The sequence below is a fragment of the Acinetobacter sp. C26M genome (genome assembly GCF_023702675.1).
Classification (GTDB): domain Bacteria; phylum Pseudomonadota; class Gammaproteobacteria; order Pseudomonadales; family Moraxellaceae; genus Acinetobacter.
In genome coordinates, this window is the sequence record NZ_CP098478.1 from 1626762 (window position 1) to 1644979 (window position 18218).

At 40.2% G+C, this 18218-nt stretch carries 15 protein-coding genes; 8 read left to right on the forward strand and 7 right to left on the reverse strand.

Going from position 1 to position 18218, the window contains the following annotated elements; translation table 11 throughout:
* The first annotated feature begins 97 nt into the window (after nucleotides 1-97).
* Nucleotides 98-709 (forward strand): glutathione binding-like protein, encoded by a 612-nt coding sequence (locus NDN11_RS07295; protein WP_251111247.1) that lies wholly within the window; start codon nucleotides 98-100, stop codon nucleotides 707-709.
* Nucleotides 710-762: 53 nt separating this feature from the next.
* Here the strand turns inward: NDN11_RS07295 and NDN11_RS07300 are convergent, their stop codons facing one another.
* Nucleotides 763-1107, reverse strand: a complete 345-nt coding sequence (locus tag NDN11_RS07300) for a hypothetical protein (protein WP_005153865.1) — start codon at nucleotides 1105-1107, stop codon at nucleotides 763-765.
* Between the two features lie 157 nt (nucleotides 1108-1264).
* On the reverse strand, nucleotides 1265-2830 hold the full coding sequence (gene ahpF / locus NDN11_RS07305; protein ID WP_251111248.1) for an alkyl hydroperoxide reductase subunit F: 1566 nt from the start codon (nucleotides 2828-2830) through the stop codon (nucleotides 1265-1267).
* Nucleotides 2831-3059: 229 nt separating this feature from the next.
* On the opposite strand from ahpF, the gene NDN11_RS07310 reads away from it, so the two are divergent.
* Both NDN11_RS07310 and NDN11_RS07315 read left to right on the forward strand, forming a co-directional pair.
* Nucleotides 3060-3278, forward strand: a complete 219-nt coding sequence (locus NDN11_RS07310; RefSeq protein WP_167246561.1) for a DUF1653 domain-containing protein — start codon at nucleotides 3060-3062, stop codon at nucleotides 3276-3278.
* A gap of 40 nt (nucleotides 3279-3318) precedes the next feature.
* On the forward strand, nucleotides 3319-3909 hold the full coding sequence (locus NDN11_RS07315) for an O-methyltransferase (protein ID WP_251111249.1): 591 nt from the start codon (nucleotides 3319-3321) through the stop codon (nucleotides 3907-3909).
* Here NDN11_RS07315 and NDN11_RS07320 read toward each other — a convergent pair.
* Complete coding sequence (locus NDN11_RS07320; protein ID WP_251111250.1) at nucleotides 3886-4935, reverse strand: AraC family transcriptional regulator; 1050 nt, start codon at nucleotides 4933-4935, stop codon at nucleotides 3886-3888. The genes NDN11_RS07315 and NDN11_RS07320 overlap by 24 nt on opposite strands.
* Before the next feature lie 122 nt (nucleotides 4936-5057).
* Here NDN11_RS07320 and NDN11_RS07325 point away from each other — a divergent pair, with 122 nt between their 5' ends.
* Entirely contained in the window at nucleotides 5058-6251 is a 1194-nt protein-coding gene (locus tag NDN11_RS07325) for an alkane 1-monooxygenase (RefSeq protein ID WP_251111251.1), read from the forward strand.
* Nucleotides 6252-6303: 52 nt separating this feature from the next.
* Here the strand turns inward: NDN11_RS07325 and NDN11_RS07330 are convergent, their stop codons facing one another.
* Together NDN11_RS07330 and ahpC are read right to left on the reverse strand one after the other, a co-directional pair.
* On the reverse strand, nucleotides 6304-6513 hold the full coding sequence (locus tag NDN11_RS07330; protein ID WP_005204416.1) for a KTSC domain-containing protein: 210 nt from the start codon (nucleotides 6511-6513) through the stop codon (nucleotides 6304-6306).
* 253 nt (nucleotides 6514-6766) lie between these two features.
* The gene (ahpC, locus tag NDN11_RS07335; RefSeq protein ID WP_016539767.1) at nucleotides 6767-7330 is read right to left on the reverse strand and encodes an alkyl hydroperoxide reductase subunit C; all 564 of its coding nucleotides are present in this window, start codon (nucleotides 7328-7330) and stop codon (nucleotides 6767-6769) included.
* Between the two features lie 477 nt (nucleotides 7331-7807).
* Here ahpC and hrpA point away from each other — a divergent pair, with 477 nt between their 5' ends.
* Together hrpA and NDN11_RS07345 are read left to right on the forward strand one after the other, a co-directional pair.
* Nucleotides 7808-11743, forward strand: a complete 3936-nt coding sequence (gene hrpA, locus NDN11_RS07340; protein WP_251111252.1) for an ATP-dependent RNA helicase HrpA — start codon at nucleotides 7808-7810, stop codon at nucleotides 11741-11743.
* A gap of 45 nt (nucleotides 11744-11788) precedes the next feature.
* Nucleotides 11789-12895 carry a beta-ketoacyl-ACP synthase III gene (locus NDN11_RS07345; protein ID WP_241271221.1) on the forward strand — a complete coding sequence of 369 codons (1107 nt, stop codon included), beginning with the start codon at nucleotides 11789-11791 and terminating at the stop codon, nucleotides 12893-12895.
* Nucleotides 12896-12951: 56 nt separating this feature from the next.
* Here the strand turns inward: NDN11_RS07345 and NDN11_RS07350 are convergent, their stop codons facing one another.
* Nucleotides 12952-14655 carry a DUF4394 domain-containing protein gene (locus NDN11_RS07350; RefSeq protein ID WP_251111253.1) on the reverse strand — a complete coding sequence of 568 codons (1704 nt, stop codon included), beginning with the start codon at nucleotides 14653-14655 and terminating at the stop codon, nucleotides 12952-12954.
* A gap of 374 nt (nucleotides 14656-15029) precedes the next feature.
* Complete coding sequence (gene lipA, locus NDN11_RS07355; protein ID WP_016539771.1) at nucleotides 15030-16043, reverse strand: lipoyl synthase; 1014 nt, start codon at nucleotides 16041-16043, stop codon at nucleotides 15030-15032.
* Nucleotides 16044-16232: 189 nt separating this feature from the next.
* Between lipA and sthA the strand changes: the two genes are divergently transcribed.
* Both sthA and NDN11_RS07365 read left to right on the forward strand, forming a co-directional pair.
* Nucleotides 16233-17648: a Si-specific NAD(P)(+) transhydrogenase gene (gene sthA / locus NDN11_RS07360; protein ID WP_159883223.1), complete on the forward strand. Its 1416-nt coding sequence runs from the start codon at nucleotides 16233-16235 to the stop codon at nucleotides 17646-17648.
* Between the two features lie 79 nt (nucleotides 17649-17727).
* Complete coding sequence (locus NDN11_RS07365) at nucleotides 17728-18195, forward strand: DUF3465 domain-containing protein (protein WP_251111254.1); 468 nt, start codon at nucleotides 17728-17730, stop codon at nucleotides 18193-18195.
* Nucleotides 18196-18218 lie beyond the last annotated feature (23 nt).

An 18218-nucleotide genomic window follows, 5' to 3' on the forward strand; every position in this document is an offset into this window, starting at 1 on the left:
TCTTAGCATGAAAGCTATTATAAATTTTGGTTATTTCTGTTCTCGAGTTTCGTAGGAACGTTCTAGGGCATAAGTTGTTAGATAACAAGGATCAATTATGAAGTTGTATTATTCACCTGGCGCATGCTCATTGGCAGCCCATATTATTTTAAATGAAATAAACGTCGATTTTGATTTAGAACGAGTTGATCTAAAAACACATAAAACTTCAAAAGGTGCAGATTATTACGAGATTAATCCAAAGGGCTATGTACCTGCATTGGAAATTAATCCAGGTTTGATTTTAACTGAGAATGTGGCGATTTTACCGTTTTTGGCACAGCATGATCCTAAACAGGATTTAATTCCACCATCAGGGATGGGGCGTGCTAAAGTTCTAGAGTGGTTAGGATACTTGAACTCAGAATTGCATGATGCTTATTCTGTATTCTTTAGCGGCAAACTTTCTGATGATGAGAAAACCAAAGCCTATGCTGAAGTTGATCGCTTGCTTAAATATATCGACAACTATTTAGCTGAATCAGATTACGATTATTTGGTCGATGACAACTTTGGTCCTGCGGATGCATATTTGTTTGTTCTCACGAATTGGTCAAACCATATCGAACATGACTTGACGCCTTACATCAACATTATTGCATTGCGTAATAAAGTAGCTGAACGTCAATCTGTACAAATTGCAATGCGCGATGAAGGTTTATTAAGCTAAATTGGACATATAAAAAAGCCTCTGTTTACAGAGGCTTTTTTATTTCAACTCAATTACTGTTGAGCTTTTTCTTTCACGTCAGCAGCAGTTGATTCTACAGCACCAGCAACTTTAGCGGTTGCATCACGTGCAGCAGCTTCAGTTTTAGCAGCAGCTTCAGCAGTTGCAGTTGCAGTGTGATCAGCGGCAGCATCAATTTGATCACCCGCTGTATCTACCGCAGTTGCAACATTGTTAGCAGCAGTATCCGCAGCATTTTGAACATCAGCACTAGCTTGGCTAGCAGCATGTTCTAAATGTTCACCCGTGGTTGCACCTGTTTCAGGTGCTTTATCTTTATTACAGCCTACAAGCGCAACAGTAGCAGCAAGACCTAATGCAACAAGTAATTTATTCATTGTCTATTTCCTTTTCTTTGTGGCATCCAATCGGATATGGATACCGAAAATATAAACATAAACTAGATGAATAATAAAGTTGAAAATTTGTTGATAACTTGTAAAAACACGCACTTACATCGGAAAATGTAAGTGCGTGCACATGTTTTGGATCAGTTTAAACACCAGAACGGATCATATAATCAAAAGCAGACAGTGATGCTTTCGCGCCTTCACCTGTGGCAATAATGATCTGCTTGTATGGCACAGTCGTACAGTCACCCGCAGCAAAGACACCTTTAACATTGGTTTCATTGCGATCATTAATCACGATCTCACCACGATTGCTGAGTTCAACCGCACTGTTCTTCAAGAAATCCGTGTTTGGTAATAAACCAATTTGTACAAAGATCCCTGCAAGTTCAACGCTATGCTCTACATCAGTGGCACGATCTTTGTATTTCAATGCCGTTACTTGAGCACCATCACCGACCACTTCTGTACTGAGTGCATTCAAGATCACTGTCGTGTTCGGCAAGCTATTTAATTTGTCTTGCAATACTTGGTCAGCACGAAGTTTGGTATCAAACTCAACCAAAGTTACATGCTCTACAATCCCTGCAAGGTCAATCGCTGCTTCGACACCCGAGTTACCACCACCAATCACAGCAACGCGTTTGCCTTTGAATAATGGACCATCACAGTGCGGACAGTAAGCTACACCACGGGTACGGTATTCCGCTTCACCTGGTACATTCATTTCTCTCCAACGTGCACCTGTAGACAGAATGATGGTTTTCGATTCAAGTTTGGCACCATTCTCCAGTTCAACCTCAACCAAACCATTGGCCGTTTGATCTGCGCCTGTGATCTTGCTGACACGTTGTAAATTCATGATGTCGACACCGTATTCACGAACATGTGCTTCCATGTCTTGAGCAAATTGAGGACCCACGGTTTTTTGAACTGTGGTGAAGTTCTCAATGTCCATGGTATCCATTACCTGACCACCAAAGCGTTCAGCCACGATACCGGTTTTAATACCTTTACGTGCTGCATAAATTGCCGCTGTACCACCCGCAGGACCACCACCAATCACCAATACATCAAATGCATCTTTGGCATTGATTGCTGCTGCATCTTTCTCAGCTGAATTGCTATCCAACTTGGCAACGATTTCTTCCAAAGTCATACGACCTTGACCAATATGCTGGTTGTCTTGGAACACCATAGGTACGGCCAAGATTTTGCGCTCTTCAACTTCATCTTGGAAGAAAGCACCATCAATCATGGTTGCTGTGGTATTTGGGTTGTTGATCGCAATCAAGTTGAGTGCTTGAACCACATCTGGACAGTTATGGCAGCTCAACGATACAAACACATCAAAGTTCGCGCTTAAGTTTAAGCCTTTGATCTGAGTGAGTACTTCATCAGATACTTTAGGTGCATAACCAGACACTTGTAATAATGCCAAGATCAAAGAAGTAAACTCATGTCCCATCGGTAAGCCAGCAAAGAACACACGTGGTTGTTCACCTGCTTTAGCCACACCGAAACTAGGATGGCGAGCGTTTGAACCGTCAAAACGCGCCGTAACTTGATCAGAAAGTTCAGCAATTTCAGTCACGAGTTCTTTGATTTTTGCAGCTTTATCTGAGTCATCTAAAGCAGCAACCAACTCGATTGGACTTTCTAAACGTTCTAAGTAAGCTTTTAATTGAGTTTTAATATTTTGATCTAACATGTATTTCTCCAAACGCTAAGACTTTTAAATCAGCTAAATTCATTCAATGAAGCTATAGTACGCAAAAGTAATGAATAGGTAAAACAGTATGTTTTTATGAATTCGATCGGTTTTTTGAATTTTAATACTGTTGCCAAATTTTGAACATATCTTTCAGTAAAAATTTGAGTACAATCAAAGTTGTTATATAACTGCAATCATTTCATGGCATAAATAAAGGGTAAGAAATATGGCGTTACAACGCGGTATCTATCAACACTATAAAGGTCAATTGTATCAAGTGTTTAACGTGGCTCGTCATAGTGAAACGGAAGAAGAATTGGTGGTATATCAATGCTTGTATGGTGATTACTCAATGTGGGTACGCCCATTAGGTATGTTTACCGAAACTGTTCAGCTTGAAGGTGGTCAAATTCTACCGCGTTTTAAATTAATACAAACGACTTAAGCTCAATGCGCTTTTAATGTACGCACTTGGAGGATCAGGCATGACCAGCACTGTATTTTTACAACGTATTTCTGATTTATATGATGAGTTTAAACAACACGATGCTCGCCAGTCTGATCGTTTAAGACGTTACCGTAATATTGAAGCGGAATCTGCAAAGCTACTTGGTATGTTAGTCCGTACCCAACAATCAAAAGAAATTCTCGAGATAGGAACCTCCACAGGTTATTCGACACTTTGGCTGGCTGAAGCAGCAAAAGCCGTAGGTGATGCTAAGGTGAAAACCCTCGAGATTAATGCTTTTCGTAGTGCTCAAGCGCGAAAATATGCGGAAGAATTTGGCTTAGAGCCGTTTATTGATTTTTGGGTGGGTGATGCTGCAAATTATCTAGCCCAAGCAACTGAACCTTATGATCTGATTCTGCTGGATGCGGAACGTGGTAGCTATGTGAGCTACTGGCAAGACTTAAAGCGTTTATTGCAGTCTTCGGGAAGTACCTTGATTGTTGATAATGTGATTTCTCATGCAGCAGAAGTGAAGGAATTCCTCGAACTGATTAAAGATGATGAAGATTACATGAGCACCATTCTGCCGATCGGTGCAGGTTTATGTATGGTGGTGTTGAAGTGAATTGATTTTACTTTGATGGTGTAGTCGATAGGCTTGAGGGCTGCAGCCAATCACTTTATTAAATGCACGGGTGAAATTGGCAGGATTAGAATAACCGAGTTCATAGGCAATATGGGTAATGGTAAAGCTAGAATTTTCTAATAACTCAATGGCTCGCTCAGTACTGATCTGCTGCTTTAAAGCTTGAAATTCAACGCCATGTTGCTGCAAATAGCGTTGCAAGGTTTTGGTGGAAATGTTTAAGACTTTGGCGCATTCAGTTAAGGTTGGCACTTGATTCGCTTGTCTAAGCATCATGCTGATCCATTCTACAATTTCACCTTGATGGTAGATTTTCTGAATTTGTTCCTGACAGCGTTGCTCAACTACTTTTAAGCTATGTGCATCAGCCAAAGGCAAGGGTAGTGCTAATTGTTGCTGATCAATCACCACGCGGATACCTGAAAGCCAAGTATAGTTAAAGTGGAAATTGGCTTTTACCAAGGCTAAGTAACGTTCATGGTGGCTTGGTTCAGGAACACTTAAATAGACTTGGTAACGTTGTAATTGCTGACCTGCCAATTCTAATAGGCTGTAGTAGAACGCTACGGCAATCGCTTCAATATGAAAGGCCAAACATTGCTTATTCATCTGCAAAATTGGTTCAAATAGCAGTTCAACCTTTTGTGAGCCTGTTGGAAACTGAATGCTGAGCTTAAAGCTTGGCATAATCAGTCTAAAGTACTGGGCGATTAATCTTAACGCATGTTCCAGATTAGGACTGGTCATGAGTGCATAGCCGACGAGACTATGTGAGCTGAGCTTGATATTTTTGCCCAGTTCAAAGGCCAAGTCTTGGGTATTGGGCAGACTTAAACCAATCTCAATGAATTGTTCAATTTGTTGAATCGATAATAATTCTGTTTTTGCCAGTTCTTGCTGCACAGCCATCAACAAATCATTATCGTATTGATGCGTACCGATTAAAATTTCAATCAGGCGCAAATAATAACGTGATGGAATAACCGGGATCTGTTGCTTTTGCACAAGAAAAACTCAGTAAAGTCTTAAAATGATAATAGCAAGTCTTAAAATGATAATATAGAGGAGCGGTGAAGGAACACAATCAATTCAAGCAAAACATTTTGTGTTTGATTGAGGAGTTTCTAATGAATATGCATACTCAACTAGATGTCGAGCAAGCGACAACAACATTTAAGGATAAAAAACGTCATTTATGGCTATTAGGTTTGGCTGTACCAACCATTGCAATGGGGGGCTTGGCGGGCTATCAGTTTGGTCCTAAAAAAACGAAAAAATTCTTTGCTTCATTTGGACCATTATTTATTCATGGCGTTATTCCGACATTGGATAAATTGATTGGTGAAGACACCGAAAATCCACCATTAGACGCAATCGCGGATTTAGAAGCTGATCCGTATTACGCTCGAATCGTTAAACTTTTTATTCCTTTACAATACGCGACCAATATTTATGGGGCCTATTTAGCCAGTCGTAAAGATACGCCAGTCGCAGATCAAGTGTTATTGGGAACCTTAGTAGGAATGGTCAATGGAATTGCCATTAATACTGCACATGAACTCAGCCATAAGACAGGACGTTTAGAACATTATTTGTCGCATTTGGCTTTAGCACCATCGGGTTATAACCATTTCCGAATTGAACACCCTTATGGGCACCACCGTCGAGTTGCAACACCTGAAGATCCAGCATCTTCACAATTTGGCGAAAGCTTTTGGAAGTTTTTACCGCGTACTGTGATTGGTAGTTTTAAATCGGCGATCGAAATTGAGAAAAACCGTTTAGAACGTAAAAAACTACCTTTCTTCTGTAAGGAAAATGAGTTAATTCATGGTTGGGCAATGTCAGCTGTATATCATGCTGCCATGTTGAGCAAGTTTGGTATGCGTTCAGTCCCGTTCCAAGTCACGCAAGCGGCTTATGCGATTACTTTGTTTGAATCAGTAAATTATATTGAACATTATGGTTTAAAGCGTGCAAAGAAAGAAAATGGTCAATATGAACGGACTTTGCCAGAACATAGCTGGAACAATAATAATGTCGTGACTAATTTGTTCCTGTATCAATTACAACGTCATTCAGATCATCATGCTAACCCGACCCGAAGCTTCCAAACTTTGCGTCATTTTGAGGATGCGCCACAATTACCTGCTGGTTATGGCGCCATGATTTTGCCTGCATTTATTCCATCGTGGTGGTCAAAAATCATGGATGATCGAGTGGTGCAACACTATAAAGGTAATTTGGACAGAATAAATGTCTATCCTGAGGCTAAACAGAAGATGTTAGAGAAATATGCTGAACAGCAAGATGCTGCTTAAAGCTTAAGCTAAATACAACGAAAATCAGCCCAATCGGGCTGATTTTTTATGACTAGGCTGAAATACAGAGTCGCTTAAAATGCAGATCAAACTCAAGATATTTATGCACAAAGGCGGTTTTATCGTTGGTGCGAAGTAAATTATTGTAGATAAACTCTGGAACGGGATGATAAAGCTCACCTGAGCCATTGCTATAGAAAATTTTTAAATAGCGTGAAGAAACATCGTATTTCCAAGAGGTTACAACAACTGGTTTTTCCATATATTCGTCCCCATTTTGATTTGATCTTTTAGTACATGGTTAACAACTCTGATGTTCTATTCTTTGACAGTACTCCAACTGAAACCGTCTGACAATTCATAAATGAAGCTGGCTATAAATTTATAAGTATAAGAATTGTAAAAAATTAGCTATAAATTTTGGGTGTGAAATAGGGCTTGGATTGATCAAAATTCTCAATAAAAAAACCACCCTAAAAAGGGTGGTTTCAAACCGAGTGGTCTAATCTAAATAATTAGATTTTACCAACTAAGTCGATAGATGGAGCAAGCGTAGCTTCGCCTTCTTTCCATTTAGCTGGGCATACTTCACCTGGGTGAGCGTGAACATATTGAGCAGCTTTAACTTTACGAAGAAGTTCAGATGCATCACGGCCGATACCACCAGCGTTGATTTCAACGATTTGGATTTTGCCTTCTGGATCGATTACGAAAGTACCACGGTCAGCAAGACCAGCAGCTTCGATTAATACTTCGAAGTTTTTAGAAAGTGTCCAAGTTGGGTCACCGATCAATGGATATTGGATTTTACCAATAACTTCTGAAGTGTCGTGCCACGCTTTGTGCGTGAAGTGAGTGTCAGTAGACACGCCATAGATTTCAACGCCTAATTTTTGGAATTCAGCATAGTTGTCAGCAAGGTCGCCTAACTCAGTTGGACATACAAAAGTGAAGTCAGCTGGGTAGAAGAATACAACAGACCATTTGCCTTTAAGATCAGCTTCAGATACGTCAACAAATTGACCGTTGTGGTACGCAGTTGCTTTAAATGGTTTAACTTCAGTATTAATTAAGCTCATCATTGTCTCCATGATTGAGGTTTTATTGAGAGGCTAACGCCTTACTTGTTTACGAGGTCAAGAATAAATAATTTTTAGTTATTGGGGAAATAGTATTTTTACATGACTAAAATCGGAAAATTGAATAACTCAATCTGGAACGACTTTCACCCAAGGATATCTGTCTTATTTGACCGCATAGAGATGAAGTAAAAATGACAAAATATCCAAAACTAATGTGCATAACAACATGAAGTCTACGTCAGCAAAATTCAAGGGTAAAATTGAAAAAAGATAAAAATATATAAAAAACCAAGATATACGATTAAATTTTCTACATCGGATGTATGTGTAAAACGATCAGGGAATAAAAAGAGGTATGGGCTAAATAAGCTAAGTTTTGCATTCTGTCGCGAAGAGAATGAAAAGCTTTCTTTGCATAGCAAGGGCTTAAGGCGTAAAATAGTCGATTATTTTATTTTTCAGGAAAGCTGTTCAGTGCAGAGTCATTTAAATGTAGATCAATTGGTTATGGCACGTGACCGTCACCGTTTAAATCGACTGCGCAAAGATAAAAAAACAGAAACAGCAGAAATTGAAAAACTATTTGAACAGTCTAACCATAAAGTCAAACAACGCTTAGCGCGTATTCCCAAGATCAAACTGAATCAAGACCTGCCTGTTACTCAATACGCAGATCGTTTAATTGCGGCAATTCAAAAGCATCAAGTCATTATTGTTGCTGGTGAAACGGGTTCTGGTAAAACCACACAGCTCCCACAAATTGCTATGCTGGCAGGTCGTGGGCTCACTGGGATGATCGGTCATACTCAGCCACGTCGACTGGCTGCACGAAGTGTTTCGCAACGTATTGCTGAAGAGGTGGGTGAGAAGCTTGGCGAATCAATTGGCTTTAAAATCCGTTTTAATGAGCAAGGTTCACAAGACTCAATCGTCCGTTTGATGACCGATGGTATTTTGTTGGCTGAATTGACCAATGACCGTTTTTTATCAAAATACGATACGATTATTATTGATGAAGCACATGAACGTTCACTCAATATTGACTTCATCATGGGATATCTCAAGCAGCTTTTGCCAAAGCGTCCTGATTTAAAAGTCATCGTGACTTCGGCGACTCTGGACGTAAACCGATTTAGCCAATATTTTTATGATGCGCCTATTTTTGAAGTAGAAGGCCGTAGCTTTCCTGTCGAGCTGCGTTATCGCCCGATTTCTGAGCTGAGCATTGTCGGTAGCGATGATGACGAGTTTGATGATTTCGAAGAAAATTTACCGCGTGCTGTAGTACAAGCAGTAGAAGAGTGTTTTGCTGATGCTGAAGCAAAAGGTCATCCTGAATATGCGGATATTTTAATTTTTGCCAGTACTGAACAAGAAATTCGTGAATTGCAGGAAACGCTGCAAAAATATGGTCCTCGTCATACTGAGGTATTGCCTTTATATGCCCGTTTAGCGCTGGCGGAACAGCAAAAGATCTTTAGTCCAGGTGGTAAAGGTCGACGCATTATTATTGCCACCAACGTAGCAGAAACAGCACTGACTGTACCGAATATTCGCTATGTGATTGATAGTGGTTTTGCTCGTATCTCGCGTTATAACTACCGCTCACGGGTACAGCGTTTACCGATTGAAGCAATTTCACAAGCTGCAGCCAACCAGCGTAAAGGCCGCTGTGGTCGTATTGCGGCGGGTGTCTGTATTCGTCTATACAGTGAAGAAGACTTTTTAAGTCGTCCTGAATTTACTGAACCTGAAATTAAACGAACCAACTTGGCTTCTGTTATTTTGCAAATGCAAAGCTTGGGCTTAGGTAATCTAGAAGATTTTGATTTTATTGAGCCGCCAGATTTCCGTTTGGTCAATGACGGACGTAAACTCTTGGTTGAGTTGGGTGCGTTATCATCCCTCTCCTCTAACTCCTCTCCCTTTGGGAGAGGAGAACTCCTTCTCCCAGTGGGAGAAGGTTGGGATGAGGGTAAAAGAAAAGCTAGTGGTGGCTTAACCAAAGTCGGTCAAATGATGGCGCGTATGCCGATTGACCCACGTTTGGCGCGTATGTTGGTGGGTGGGGCTCATTTTGGTGTGCTCAAAGAAACCTTGATTATTGTCAGTGCCTTGGCCATTCAAGATCCACGTGAACGTCCTGCGGACAAACAAATGCAGGCAGATCAAAAGCATGCATTGTTTAAAGAAGCAGACTCAGACTTTTTATTTTATTTAAAACTTTGGAATACGCTGCAAACTAGTCCAGAAACACAAACTGAAAATAAGCGCCGTCAATTTGCACGTCAGCACTTTTTAAGCTGGTTGCGTCTTCGTGAATGGAAACAAACCCATCAGCAATTGGTTGAATTGGCAGAAGGTTTAAAACTCAGTTTTAATGAAAAATCAGCCAATTATGAAAACTTACACCGTGCGCTGTTAACTGGTTTGCTTTCATTTATCGCCAATAAAACAGACGAACGTAATACTTTTATGGCGGTGCGCCAGCAGAAGGCCAAAGTTTTTCCTGCGAGTACCTTACACAAGACCAATACCGCTTGGGTTATGGCATTTGAGATGGTGGAAACCTCGCAGGTGTATTTACGGACTTTGGCAAAAATTGATCCAGAATGGATTCTATTGGCCGCACGGGACTTATTGAAATATCACTATTTTGAACCACATTGGTCGAAAAAAGCAGGTATTGTTAATGCTTATGCGCAGATTTCTCTGTTTGGTTTGATTATTGAACCGAAAAGATTAATCAATTTTGAAAAAGTAGACCAACCTGCTGCGCATGAAATCTTTTTACGCGATGCCTTAACGACAGGTAATTTAGGTATTACCCCACCATTTTTAAAACATAACCTGCTCAAACTTGAAGAAGTTGAACGGGTTGAAGATAAATTACGCCGTCGTGACTTGGTGGTGGATGAAGAAACCATTTACCAGTTCTATGCAGGGAAGGTTCCAGAAGAAATTGCCAGTCGCAGCAGTTTTGAAGATTGGCGTGCCACGTTAGAGGCTGAAAACCCACGTCATTTATTTGTAGATGATGATGCGTTATGGATGAATGATCGTCCAACGACGCAACAATTCCCAGATTATTTGCATAATGGACAATTGCGTTTGGCCGCCAGCTATCGTTTTGATCCAAGCCATGATGAAGATGGGGCGACAGTTAAAATACCTGTGCAGGCTTTACCACAAGTGGATGAAAAGCAATGGTCATGGGGGATTCCAGGGTGGCGTCAGGATTTAATCGAAGCTTTATTGAAAGCACTGCCAAAAGACAAACGTCGCAATTTGGTACCGATACCTGATACCGCGAAAAAGCTCATGCAGGGGATTGATGCCGTGCATTTGCGCGAGCATTTATTTAGCTACTTGGCGTTTGCTTTACGCGGTGAGCAGATTACGGAAAAAGATTTTTCTTTTGAACGCATTGATCAGTATCTGATACCGTTTATTAAAGTCGTTGATGAGAAAGGCAAGTTGATCGCACAAGGGCGTGATCTGGACGAGTTAAAAGCACGTTGTCGTGTTGAAACTCATCGTCCAGTGAAACAGCAACAAGGTGAGTTCCAGACTTTCCCTGAAAATTTTGTGTTTGAAGCATCGCAGAAAGTAACAGGCGTTGTGATCAAGCAATACCAAGCGCTGGTACCAACCAAGTTATTTGCTGAGCTTGAAGCCAAAGACGAGTCGGGTGTAGTGATTCAAACCTTTAATGATCAAGATGAAGCAATTAAGCAGCATCGTGAAGGGGTGATTCGTCTGGTGCATATGCAATTGGGTGATTTAATTCGTCAATTGAAAAAGCAAATTTCCAAGCCATTGGCTTTAGCCTATTCACCACTGGGTGATCGTGCCAAGCTGGAACAAATGTTGGTCTATGCAACCTTGCAAGTTTCAATTCAAGAGCTACCAAAAAATGCGGCTGAGTTTCAACAACTGTTGACTGAAACTAAAAAGAAATTTTTAGCAAATGGTCAACAGACATTAAGTGATTTAACTGAAATATTTACCCAATGGCAGCAGATTCGCCGTGAACTATTGGTTTTAGATCAAACGATTTTTGGTCGAAGTGTAGATGATATTGAAGATCAACTTGATTTAATGTCATTAGCAAACTTTGTATATAGTCGTCCTGCTGAAATTTGGCAGGAATATCCGCGTTATTTGAAAGCGTTGCTATTGCGTTTAGATCGTTTGCCCAATAATCTACAACGAGACCTTGCTGCAATTGATGAAGTCGATCCATGGATGGACAAAGTGTTTAAATTTAAAAATGATCCTAAAATCAAAGAACTGTATTTGATGTTGGAAGAATTTAGAATTTCTTTGTTTTCTCAGCCGATGAAAACAAAGCTGCCTATTTCACCAACTAGATTACAAAAACTATGGGATCGATTAGCAATCGGTTAAACTGAAAAATATGAAAGTTAGAAGCATTCTTTACAGGAGTTTTACATGGGCATCCGTATAACAGGTACAGGTTTATTCCACCCAACCGAATCTATTTCCAATGAAGAATTGGTTGAAAGTTTAAATGCTTATGTAGAACAGTATAACCAAGATAACGCAGCGCAAATTGAAGCTGGCGAAATTGAAGCACTTCGTGGCTCAAGCCCTGAATTTATCGAGAAAGCATCGGGTATTCAACGCCGTTATGTGGTCGAAAAATCAGGTATTCTTGATCCGACACGTTTGCGCCCACGTTTGCAAGAGCGTAGTAATGATGAACTTTCACTTCAAGCGGAGTGGGGCGTTATTGCTGCTAAGCAAGCGATGGAAAATGCAGGTGTTACCGCAGAAGATATCGATGTTGTAATTTTGGCATGTTCAAATATGCAACGTGCCTACCCAGCAGTTGCGATTGAAATCCAGTCTGCATTGGGCATTCAAGGCTATGCCTATGACATGAACGTAGCATGTTCTGCTGCAACGTTTGGTTTGAAACAGGCCTACGACGCTGTAAAATGTGGCGCTCGTCGTGTGTTATTGCTCAATGTTGAAATTACATCGGGTCATTTGGACTACCGTACTCGTGATGCGCACTTTATTTTTGGTGATGTTGCGACGGCATCGATCATTGAAGAAACTGAAACTAAATCTGGTTATGAAATCTTAGATATCCATTTGTTTACTCAGTTCTCAAATAATATCCGTAATAACTTTGGTTTCTTAAACCGTAGTGAAGATGCTGTTGTTGACGATAAGCTATTCCGTCAAGACGGTCGTAAAGTCTTTAAAGAAGTATGCCCATTAGTTGCGAAAATCATTACCGCACAATTGGAAAAGCTGGAATTAACTGCAGAGCAAATCAAACGCTTCTGGTTACACCAAGCCAATGCCAATATGAATGAACTGATTCTAAAACTCGTTGTCGGGAAAGATGCTGACTTAGAACGTGCCCCAATTATTTTAGATGAATTTGCCAATACCTCATCTGCAGGTGTCATTATCGCAATGCATCGTACAGGCGAGCAGGTCAATGATGGCGAATATGCTGTGATTTCTTCATTCGGGGCTGGTTATTCAGTCGGTTCGATTGTGGTACAAAAGCATATTGCTTAAGCTTTTAAGTTCACAATAAAAAAACACCACAATTGTGGTGTTTTTTTATATTAGGATCATTTAAATAAAATTGCTAAATCAATCACTTGAGCTGTTGAATCGTTTCCAATTTTCGATGCAGCAAAGTTTGGTATGCCATCGACATTAATTGCCAGTCTTGCACGCGGTGTTGTAATCGTTGTATCGCTATTTAAATCGATACGATAGAGGATGGATGCTCCCGATCCACTTGAAACTGTAGCAAGGGCATAACCATTGTCCCCACCTGCAATATCAAAACCATTATCCATGCCAAGATCAATGCCTAAATTTCCAATTAAATTTAGTGTTCCATTATTTGGAGGGTTTTGTTTTGCGAGAGTTTTGTTGCTTTGATCTAAATCAAAAAGCTCTGTGTTCAGCATAGCTACAGGCGTTTTAAAGCTATTTGTGTACGCTGCCGCTGTTACTTTTGCACCCGAAGCTCCATTGATATCACCATCTTTAATCGTATCGCCAGTATCAACATTTATTCGTAAGTTTTGCCCTGTATCGCTAATTACACGGAGACGATCGGCTGTTGGATTGAAATCAACTGCAAAGCTCGTGCCTTGTAACGTTGTAAAACCACTGCTTGCCGCAGGTTTTAAGGTGGTGACTAAGCTTGCTAAACCAGAATCAGTATTAATGGTATACACGTTTGCTTTGTTGGTAAGTCCGTACAACTTGCCTGAATTTTCTGTTGCTGTTCTTAAACGGTAGTCAATACCAATAAATCTTTCATCAACGAGCAGACCGTTTAAGTTTTTTTCAACGACTGAATTTGGGTTGCTTAAAGCGAAACTTAACAACTTATTATTTGCCGTTAAACCAAAGCCTTGAGCTGTTGAGTCGGTGGCTCTTTTTAAAGCAATTCCACGAATTCCCATGCTATTAAAACTTGTATTTAAATCACTCGTTGCAAAAATCGCATCATTGCTCGTACCAATATTAGCAAGGTTAAGTTGGTAGAATTTGTATGTTCCAGATACAAGTTTTAGCGCAGCAAATCCGATATTGTTGACTGGATCTATATCAAAACCACCACCACCGTTGGTATTGATATCTGCGCCAAGTGCTGCTGAACTTCCAAGTGTACCTGCATTGGCATTTTGTAAATAAATTCGATCTGAATTTTGGTCAATGCTGTAAAGCTTGGTGGAGGCTGTTCCTGCAAAAGCATTGGTATATGCACCTGCAACAATAGCAGGGCTACTCCCTGCTAAATTAATTGCACCGTCAGTAATTGTTGTCCCTGTATCGACATTAATTCGAAGATTTTGTCCAGTATTGGTTATAACTCTTAAACGATCAGCGACTGGATTAAAATTCACAGTAATGAGGTTTGCCTCACCTAAAATTTTTGTAAATGGTGTATTTCCATCTATGGTATCGGTTGGATCTGCAATTAGTGCTTTAACAAATGTGGCAACACCTGTGGAGGGGTTGAGTGTATATATATTTCCCAGTAAACCAATTGCATAAAGCTTGCTATCTTTAGGCCGATAATCAATTCCAACCAGTTCATCACCAGATTGTAAACCTGTAATTTTAACATTTGAGGCAATTATGTTTGGTGTCATGCGGTCTATTGAACTGATCATCCCATTGTTGGTCAAAATTAAGGTGTCGCCAGTGTTGGCATTCACTGTCTCGGAGTCATTGTTTGAATCATTGTTACAGCCTAATAAGATTAAGCTTCCCAGTATTGTGGCGGTTAGTGTGAATATTCTCTTCTTCATAGTTTTGAATCCTGATTAATATATTTTGGTTATAAGAAGCTTTGTAGATATGTTCCCTGTTATTTATAAAACGTTGAGCTTCTTGTCATTGAATGGCCTAGAGGGTTGGCCTTAAATAAAAATTGCGGCTTTATTCTTTAAATGTACGGTTTCACAACCTTGTATTTGGTCTAATCAGAATATAGAGAGGGGTGGTTGAAGTAAATTAATGTTTTTATATGGTTTTTTTGTAGTTGGGTTTTGAGTTGTAATTATTCACACTTATTTCACGGCCAATAAGAAAGTCTATTTTTATCCTTAAATTTATTGAGGCTTGGATTTTTAGATATAAAAAAAGAGAGAATATTAGAATTCTCTCTTTCTCTTATTAAAGTTTAAGCTTCAATCGCTTGAACTGCAATTTTCTTGGCAGGATCAACTTTACGACGTACTGCTGGAACAGGTTCACCATGGTATTGGCGATCAGCAAAGTAGCTTGAGCGAACCATTGGTGCAGACCAGATATTTCTAAAACCAAGTTTACGGCCATGTTCTGCATAACGCTCAAACTCTTCTGGCGTTACAAAGCGGTCAATCGGTGCATGTTGTTTAGACGGCTGTAGATATTGACCAATGGTAATGTAGTCAACATCATGTGCACGAAGATCATCTAGCAATGCAATCACTTCTTCTTCAGTTTCACCGATACCGACCATCAAACCACATTTGGTTGGTACATCAGGGCAGTATTCTTTAAACATTTTTAACAAGGTTAAAGAGTGCTGATAATCAGAACCTGGACGCATCGCTTTATATAAACGTGGCACAGTTTCAATGTTGTGGTTGAATACATCAGGCGGACATTCAGTCATGATGCGTAAGGCAATATCCATACGACCACGGAAGTCAGGTACCAAAATTTCCAATAAGGTTTTTGGGCTTAATGCACGAGCTTCTTTGATACAGTCAACGAAGTGTTGAGCACCACCATCTAGCAAATCATCACGGTCAACCGAGGTAATCACGGCATATTTTAGACCTAGATTAGAAATGGTTTCTGCCATGTGGCGAGGTTCATCTGGATCTAGAGCATTTGGACGACCATGTGCAACGTCACAGAACGGACAGCGACGAGTACAGATATCACCCATGATCATAAAGGTTGCTGTACCACCACCGAAACATTCAGGCAGGTTAGGGCAAGCAGCTTCTTCACATACGGTATGTAGTTTTTGCGAGCGCAAGGTTGTTTTGATACGCTGAACTTCTTCTGGAGCGGTCATCTTGACTCGAATCCAGTCAGGTTTGCGAGGTACTTCAACCGTAGGGATAACTTTTACAGGAATTCTCGCGACTTTTTCCGCGCCACGAAGTTTTATACCCTGTTCAGGTTTACGGTGTTCAGACATATAAGTTCTACAGCCTTTGACTTGAGATATCCCGTTATTATAGTCAAATTTACCGTAATAAAGCATGAAAAGTGGTATTCATTTTGAAAATGTAAATATATAAAAATATATAGTTGTGAAATACATCATCTGGCTGCATATTGGTTATCATATACATAGCAAAACGGTTAAGAAATAAAGGAGCTTTGAATGCCACGTAAGAAAGAGGTCGTTGGTGGGAATATTGTTAAATATGATGCAGTAATTCTCGGTTCTGGCCCAGCTGGCGAAGGCGCGGCAATGAAGCTTGCAAAAGCAGGTAAACGTGTTGCAATCGTTGATGTTCGTGATCAACTCGGTGGTAACTGTGCACACGTAGGAACAATTCCAAGTAAGGCATTACGTCAAACGGTTTCAAGTATTATTCGTTATCAGCGTGACCCAATGTTTCAAAAAGTAGGTGAGTGGAAACAATTCACCATGAAACAGGTACTCCGCAATGCGCATAAAGTCATTCAACAGCAAGTCGATACGCATACACGTTTTTATGACCGTAATAAAATCGAAGTTTTCCACGGTCGCGCATATATCCAAGATAAAAACACCGTATTGATTTTCGGTCAGGATGGCATTAAAGACACCATCATTTGCAAACAAATCGTGATTGCAACAGGCAGTCGTCCATACCAACCGAAAGGTTTAGATTTCAATCATCCGCGCGTATTTGATTCGGACAAGATCCTTGATCTTGATTATTCAATCCAAAAAATCATCATTTATGGTGCGGGCGTAATTGGTTGTGAATACGCTTCTATTTTTATCGGACTTGATCATAAAGTTGATTTGATCAATACCCAGCAAAAGCTTTTAAGCTACCTTGATGATGAAATTGCCGATGCATTGTCATATCACTTACGTGAACAAGGCGTATTGATTCGTCACAATGAGCAAATTGATCGCTTAGAAACTTTTGATGATCATGTGGTCTTGCATTTACTCAGCGGTAAGAAAATTAAAGCAGATGCAATCTTATGGTGTAATGGTCGTTCAGGTAATACGGATGGTCTAGGTCTAGAAAATGTCGGCTTAGTACCGAATGGTCGTGGTCAATTGATGGTCAATGATCAATATCAAACTGAAGCAGAAAATATTTATGCTGCAGGTGATGTGATTGGTTGGCCTTCATTGGCGTCAGCAGCGTATGACCAAGGCCGTTGCGCGGGTGCAAACATGGTTGGTGAGAAAAATGTGAAGCCGATCCGTGATGTGCCGACAGGTATTTATACCATTCCTGAGATTTCCTCGATTGGTAAGACCGAGCAAGAGTTAACTGAAGAGAAAGTGCCTTATGAAGTGGGGCAAGCATCTTTCCGTCATCTGGCACGTGCACAGATTACCGGTGATACCGTCGGTGAATTAAAGATCCTGTTCCATCGTGATACTTTAGAAGTATTGGGTATCCATTGTTTTGGTAACAATGCGGCAGAGATTATCCACATTGGGCAAGTGGTGATGCACAGTCCAAACAATACTTTGAAGTATTTCGTGGAAACGACATTCAACTATCCAACCATGGCTGAGGCGTATCGTGTTGCAGCGTTGAACGGTATGAATCGTTTGTTCTAAATATTATAGACACGATATGATCAAAATGCCAATCAACTCGATTGGCATTTTGCTATCTTGGACTAAATAAAAGGTAAGTATGAAAACTCAAAAAAATAATTTGATCATTATTACGATTATTGTGTTGATCGCAGCTTATTTTGGTTTTGATTTAAAGCAAAAACAAAATACAAATAGTCCTTCACCGACTATAAGTAGCAATGTGTCTGTAGATGATCAACACAAGATCATGCAGGCCTATCAACAGCAACGAAGTAATGTACAAGTCCAAGCAAAGGGTGTTGTGAAAGCAATTTTGCCAGATGACAACGAAGGCTCAAGACATCAAAAAATGATCCTCAAACTGGAGAATGGTTTAACCGTATTGATCGCACACAACATTGATTTAGCCCCGAGAATCGAAGGACTGAAAAAAGGCGATACAGTTGAGTTTTTTGGCGAATATGAATATAGCCAAAAAGGCGGTGTCATTCATTGGACTCATCATGATCCGCGTGGAAAACATATTGATGGTTGGTTGAAATACCAAGGGAAAATCTATCAATAAGAGTTTCCCTCGGTTGGTCGCTT

Excerpts from the sequence above, each read along its gene's own strand:
- NDN11_RS07295 (WP_251111247.1), top strand. The coding sequence starts at position 98 with ATGAAGTTGTATTATTCACCTGGCGCATGCTCATTGGCAGCCCATATT.
- NDN11_RS07300 (WP_005153865.1), bottom strand. The coding sequence starts at position 1,107 with ATGAATAAATTACTTGTTGCATTAGGTCTTGCTGCTACTGTTGCGCTT.
- ahpF (WP_251111248.1), bottom strand. The coding sequence starts at position 2,830 with ATGTTAGATCAAAATATTAAAACTCAATTAAAAGCTTACTTAGAACGT.
- NDN11_RS07310 (WP_167246561.1), top strand. The coding sequence starts at position 3,060 with ATGGCGTTACAACGCGGTATCTATCAACACTATAAAGGTCAATTGTAT.
- NDN11_RS07315 (WP_251111249.1), top strand. The coding sequence starts at position 3,319 with ATGACCAGCACTGTATTTTTACAACGTATTTCTGATTTATATGATGAG.
- NDN11_RS07325 (WP_251111251.1), top strand. The coding sequence starts at position 5,058 with ATGAATATGCATACTCAACTAGATGTCGAGCAAGCGACAACAACATTT.
- NDN11_RS07330 (WP_005204416.1), bottom strand. The coding sequence starts at position 6,513 with ATGGAAAAACCAGTTGTTGTAACCTCTTGGAAATACGATGTTTCTTCA.
- ahpC (WP_016539767.1), bottom strand. The coding sequence starts at position 7,330 with ATGAGCTTAATTAATACTGAAGTTAAACCATTTAAAGCAACTGCGTAC.
- NDN11_RS07345 (WP_241271221.1), top strand. The coding sequence starts at position 11,789 with ATGGGCATCCGTATAACAGGTACAGGTTTATTCCACCCAACCGAATCT.
- NDN11_RS07350 (WP_251111253.1), bottom strand. The coding sequence starts at position 14,655 with ATGAAGAAGAGAATATTCACACTAACCGCCACAATACTGGGAAGCTTA.
- lipA (WP_016539771.1), bottom strand. The coding sequence starts at position 16,043 with ATGTCTGAACACCGTAAACCTGAACAGGGTATAAAACTTCGTGGCGCG.
- sthA (WP_159883223.1), top strand. The coding sequence starts at position 16,233 with ATGCCACGTAAGAAAGAGGTCGTTGGTGGGAATATTGTTAAATATGAT.
- NDN11_RS07365 (WP_251111254.1), top strand. The coding sequence starts at position 17,728 with ATGAAAACTCAAAAAAATAATTTGATCATTATTACGATTATTGTGTTG.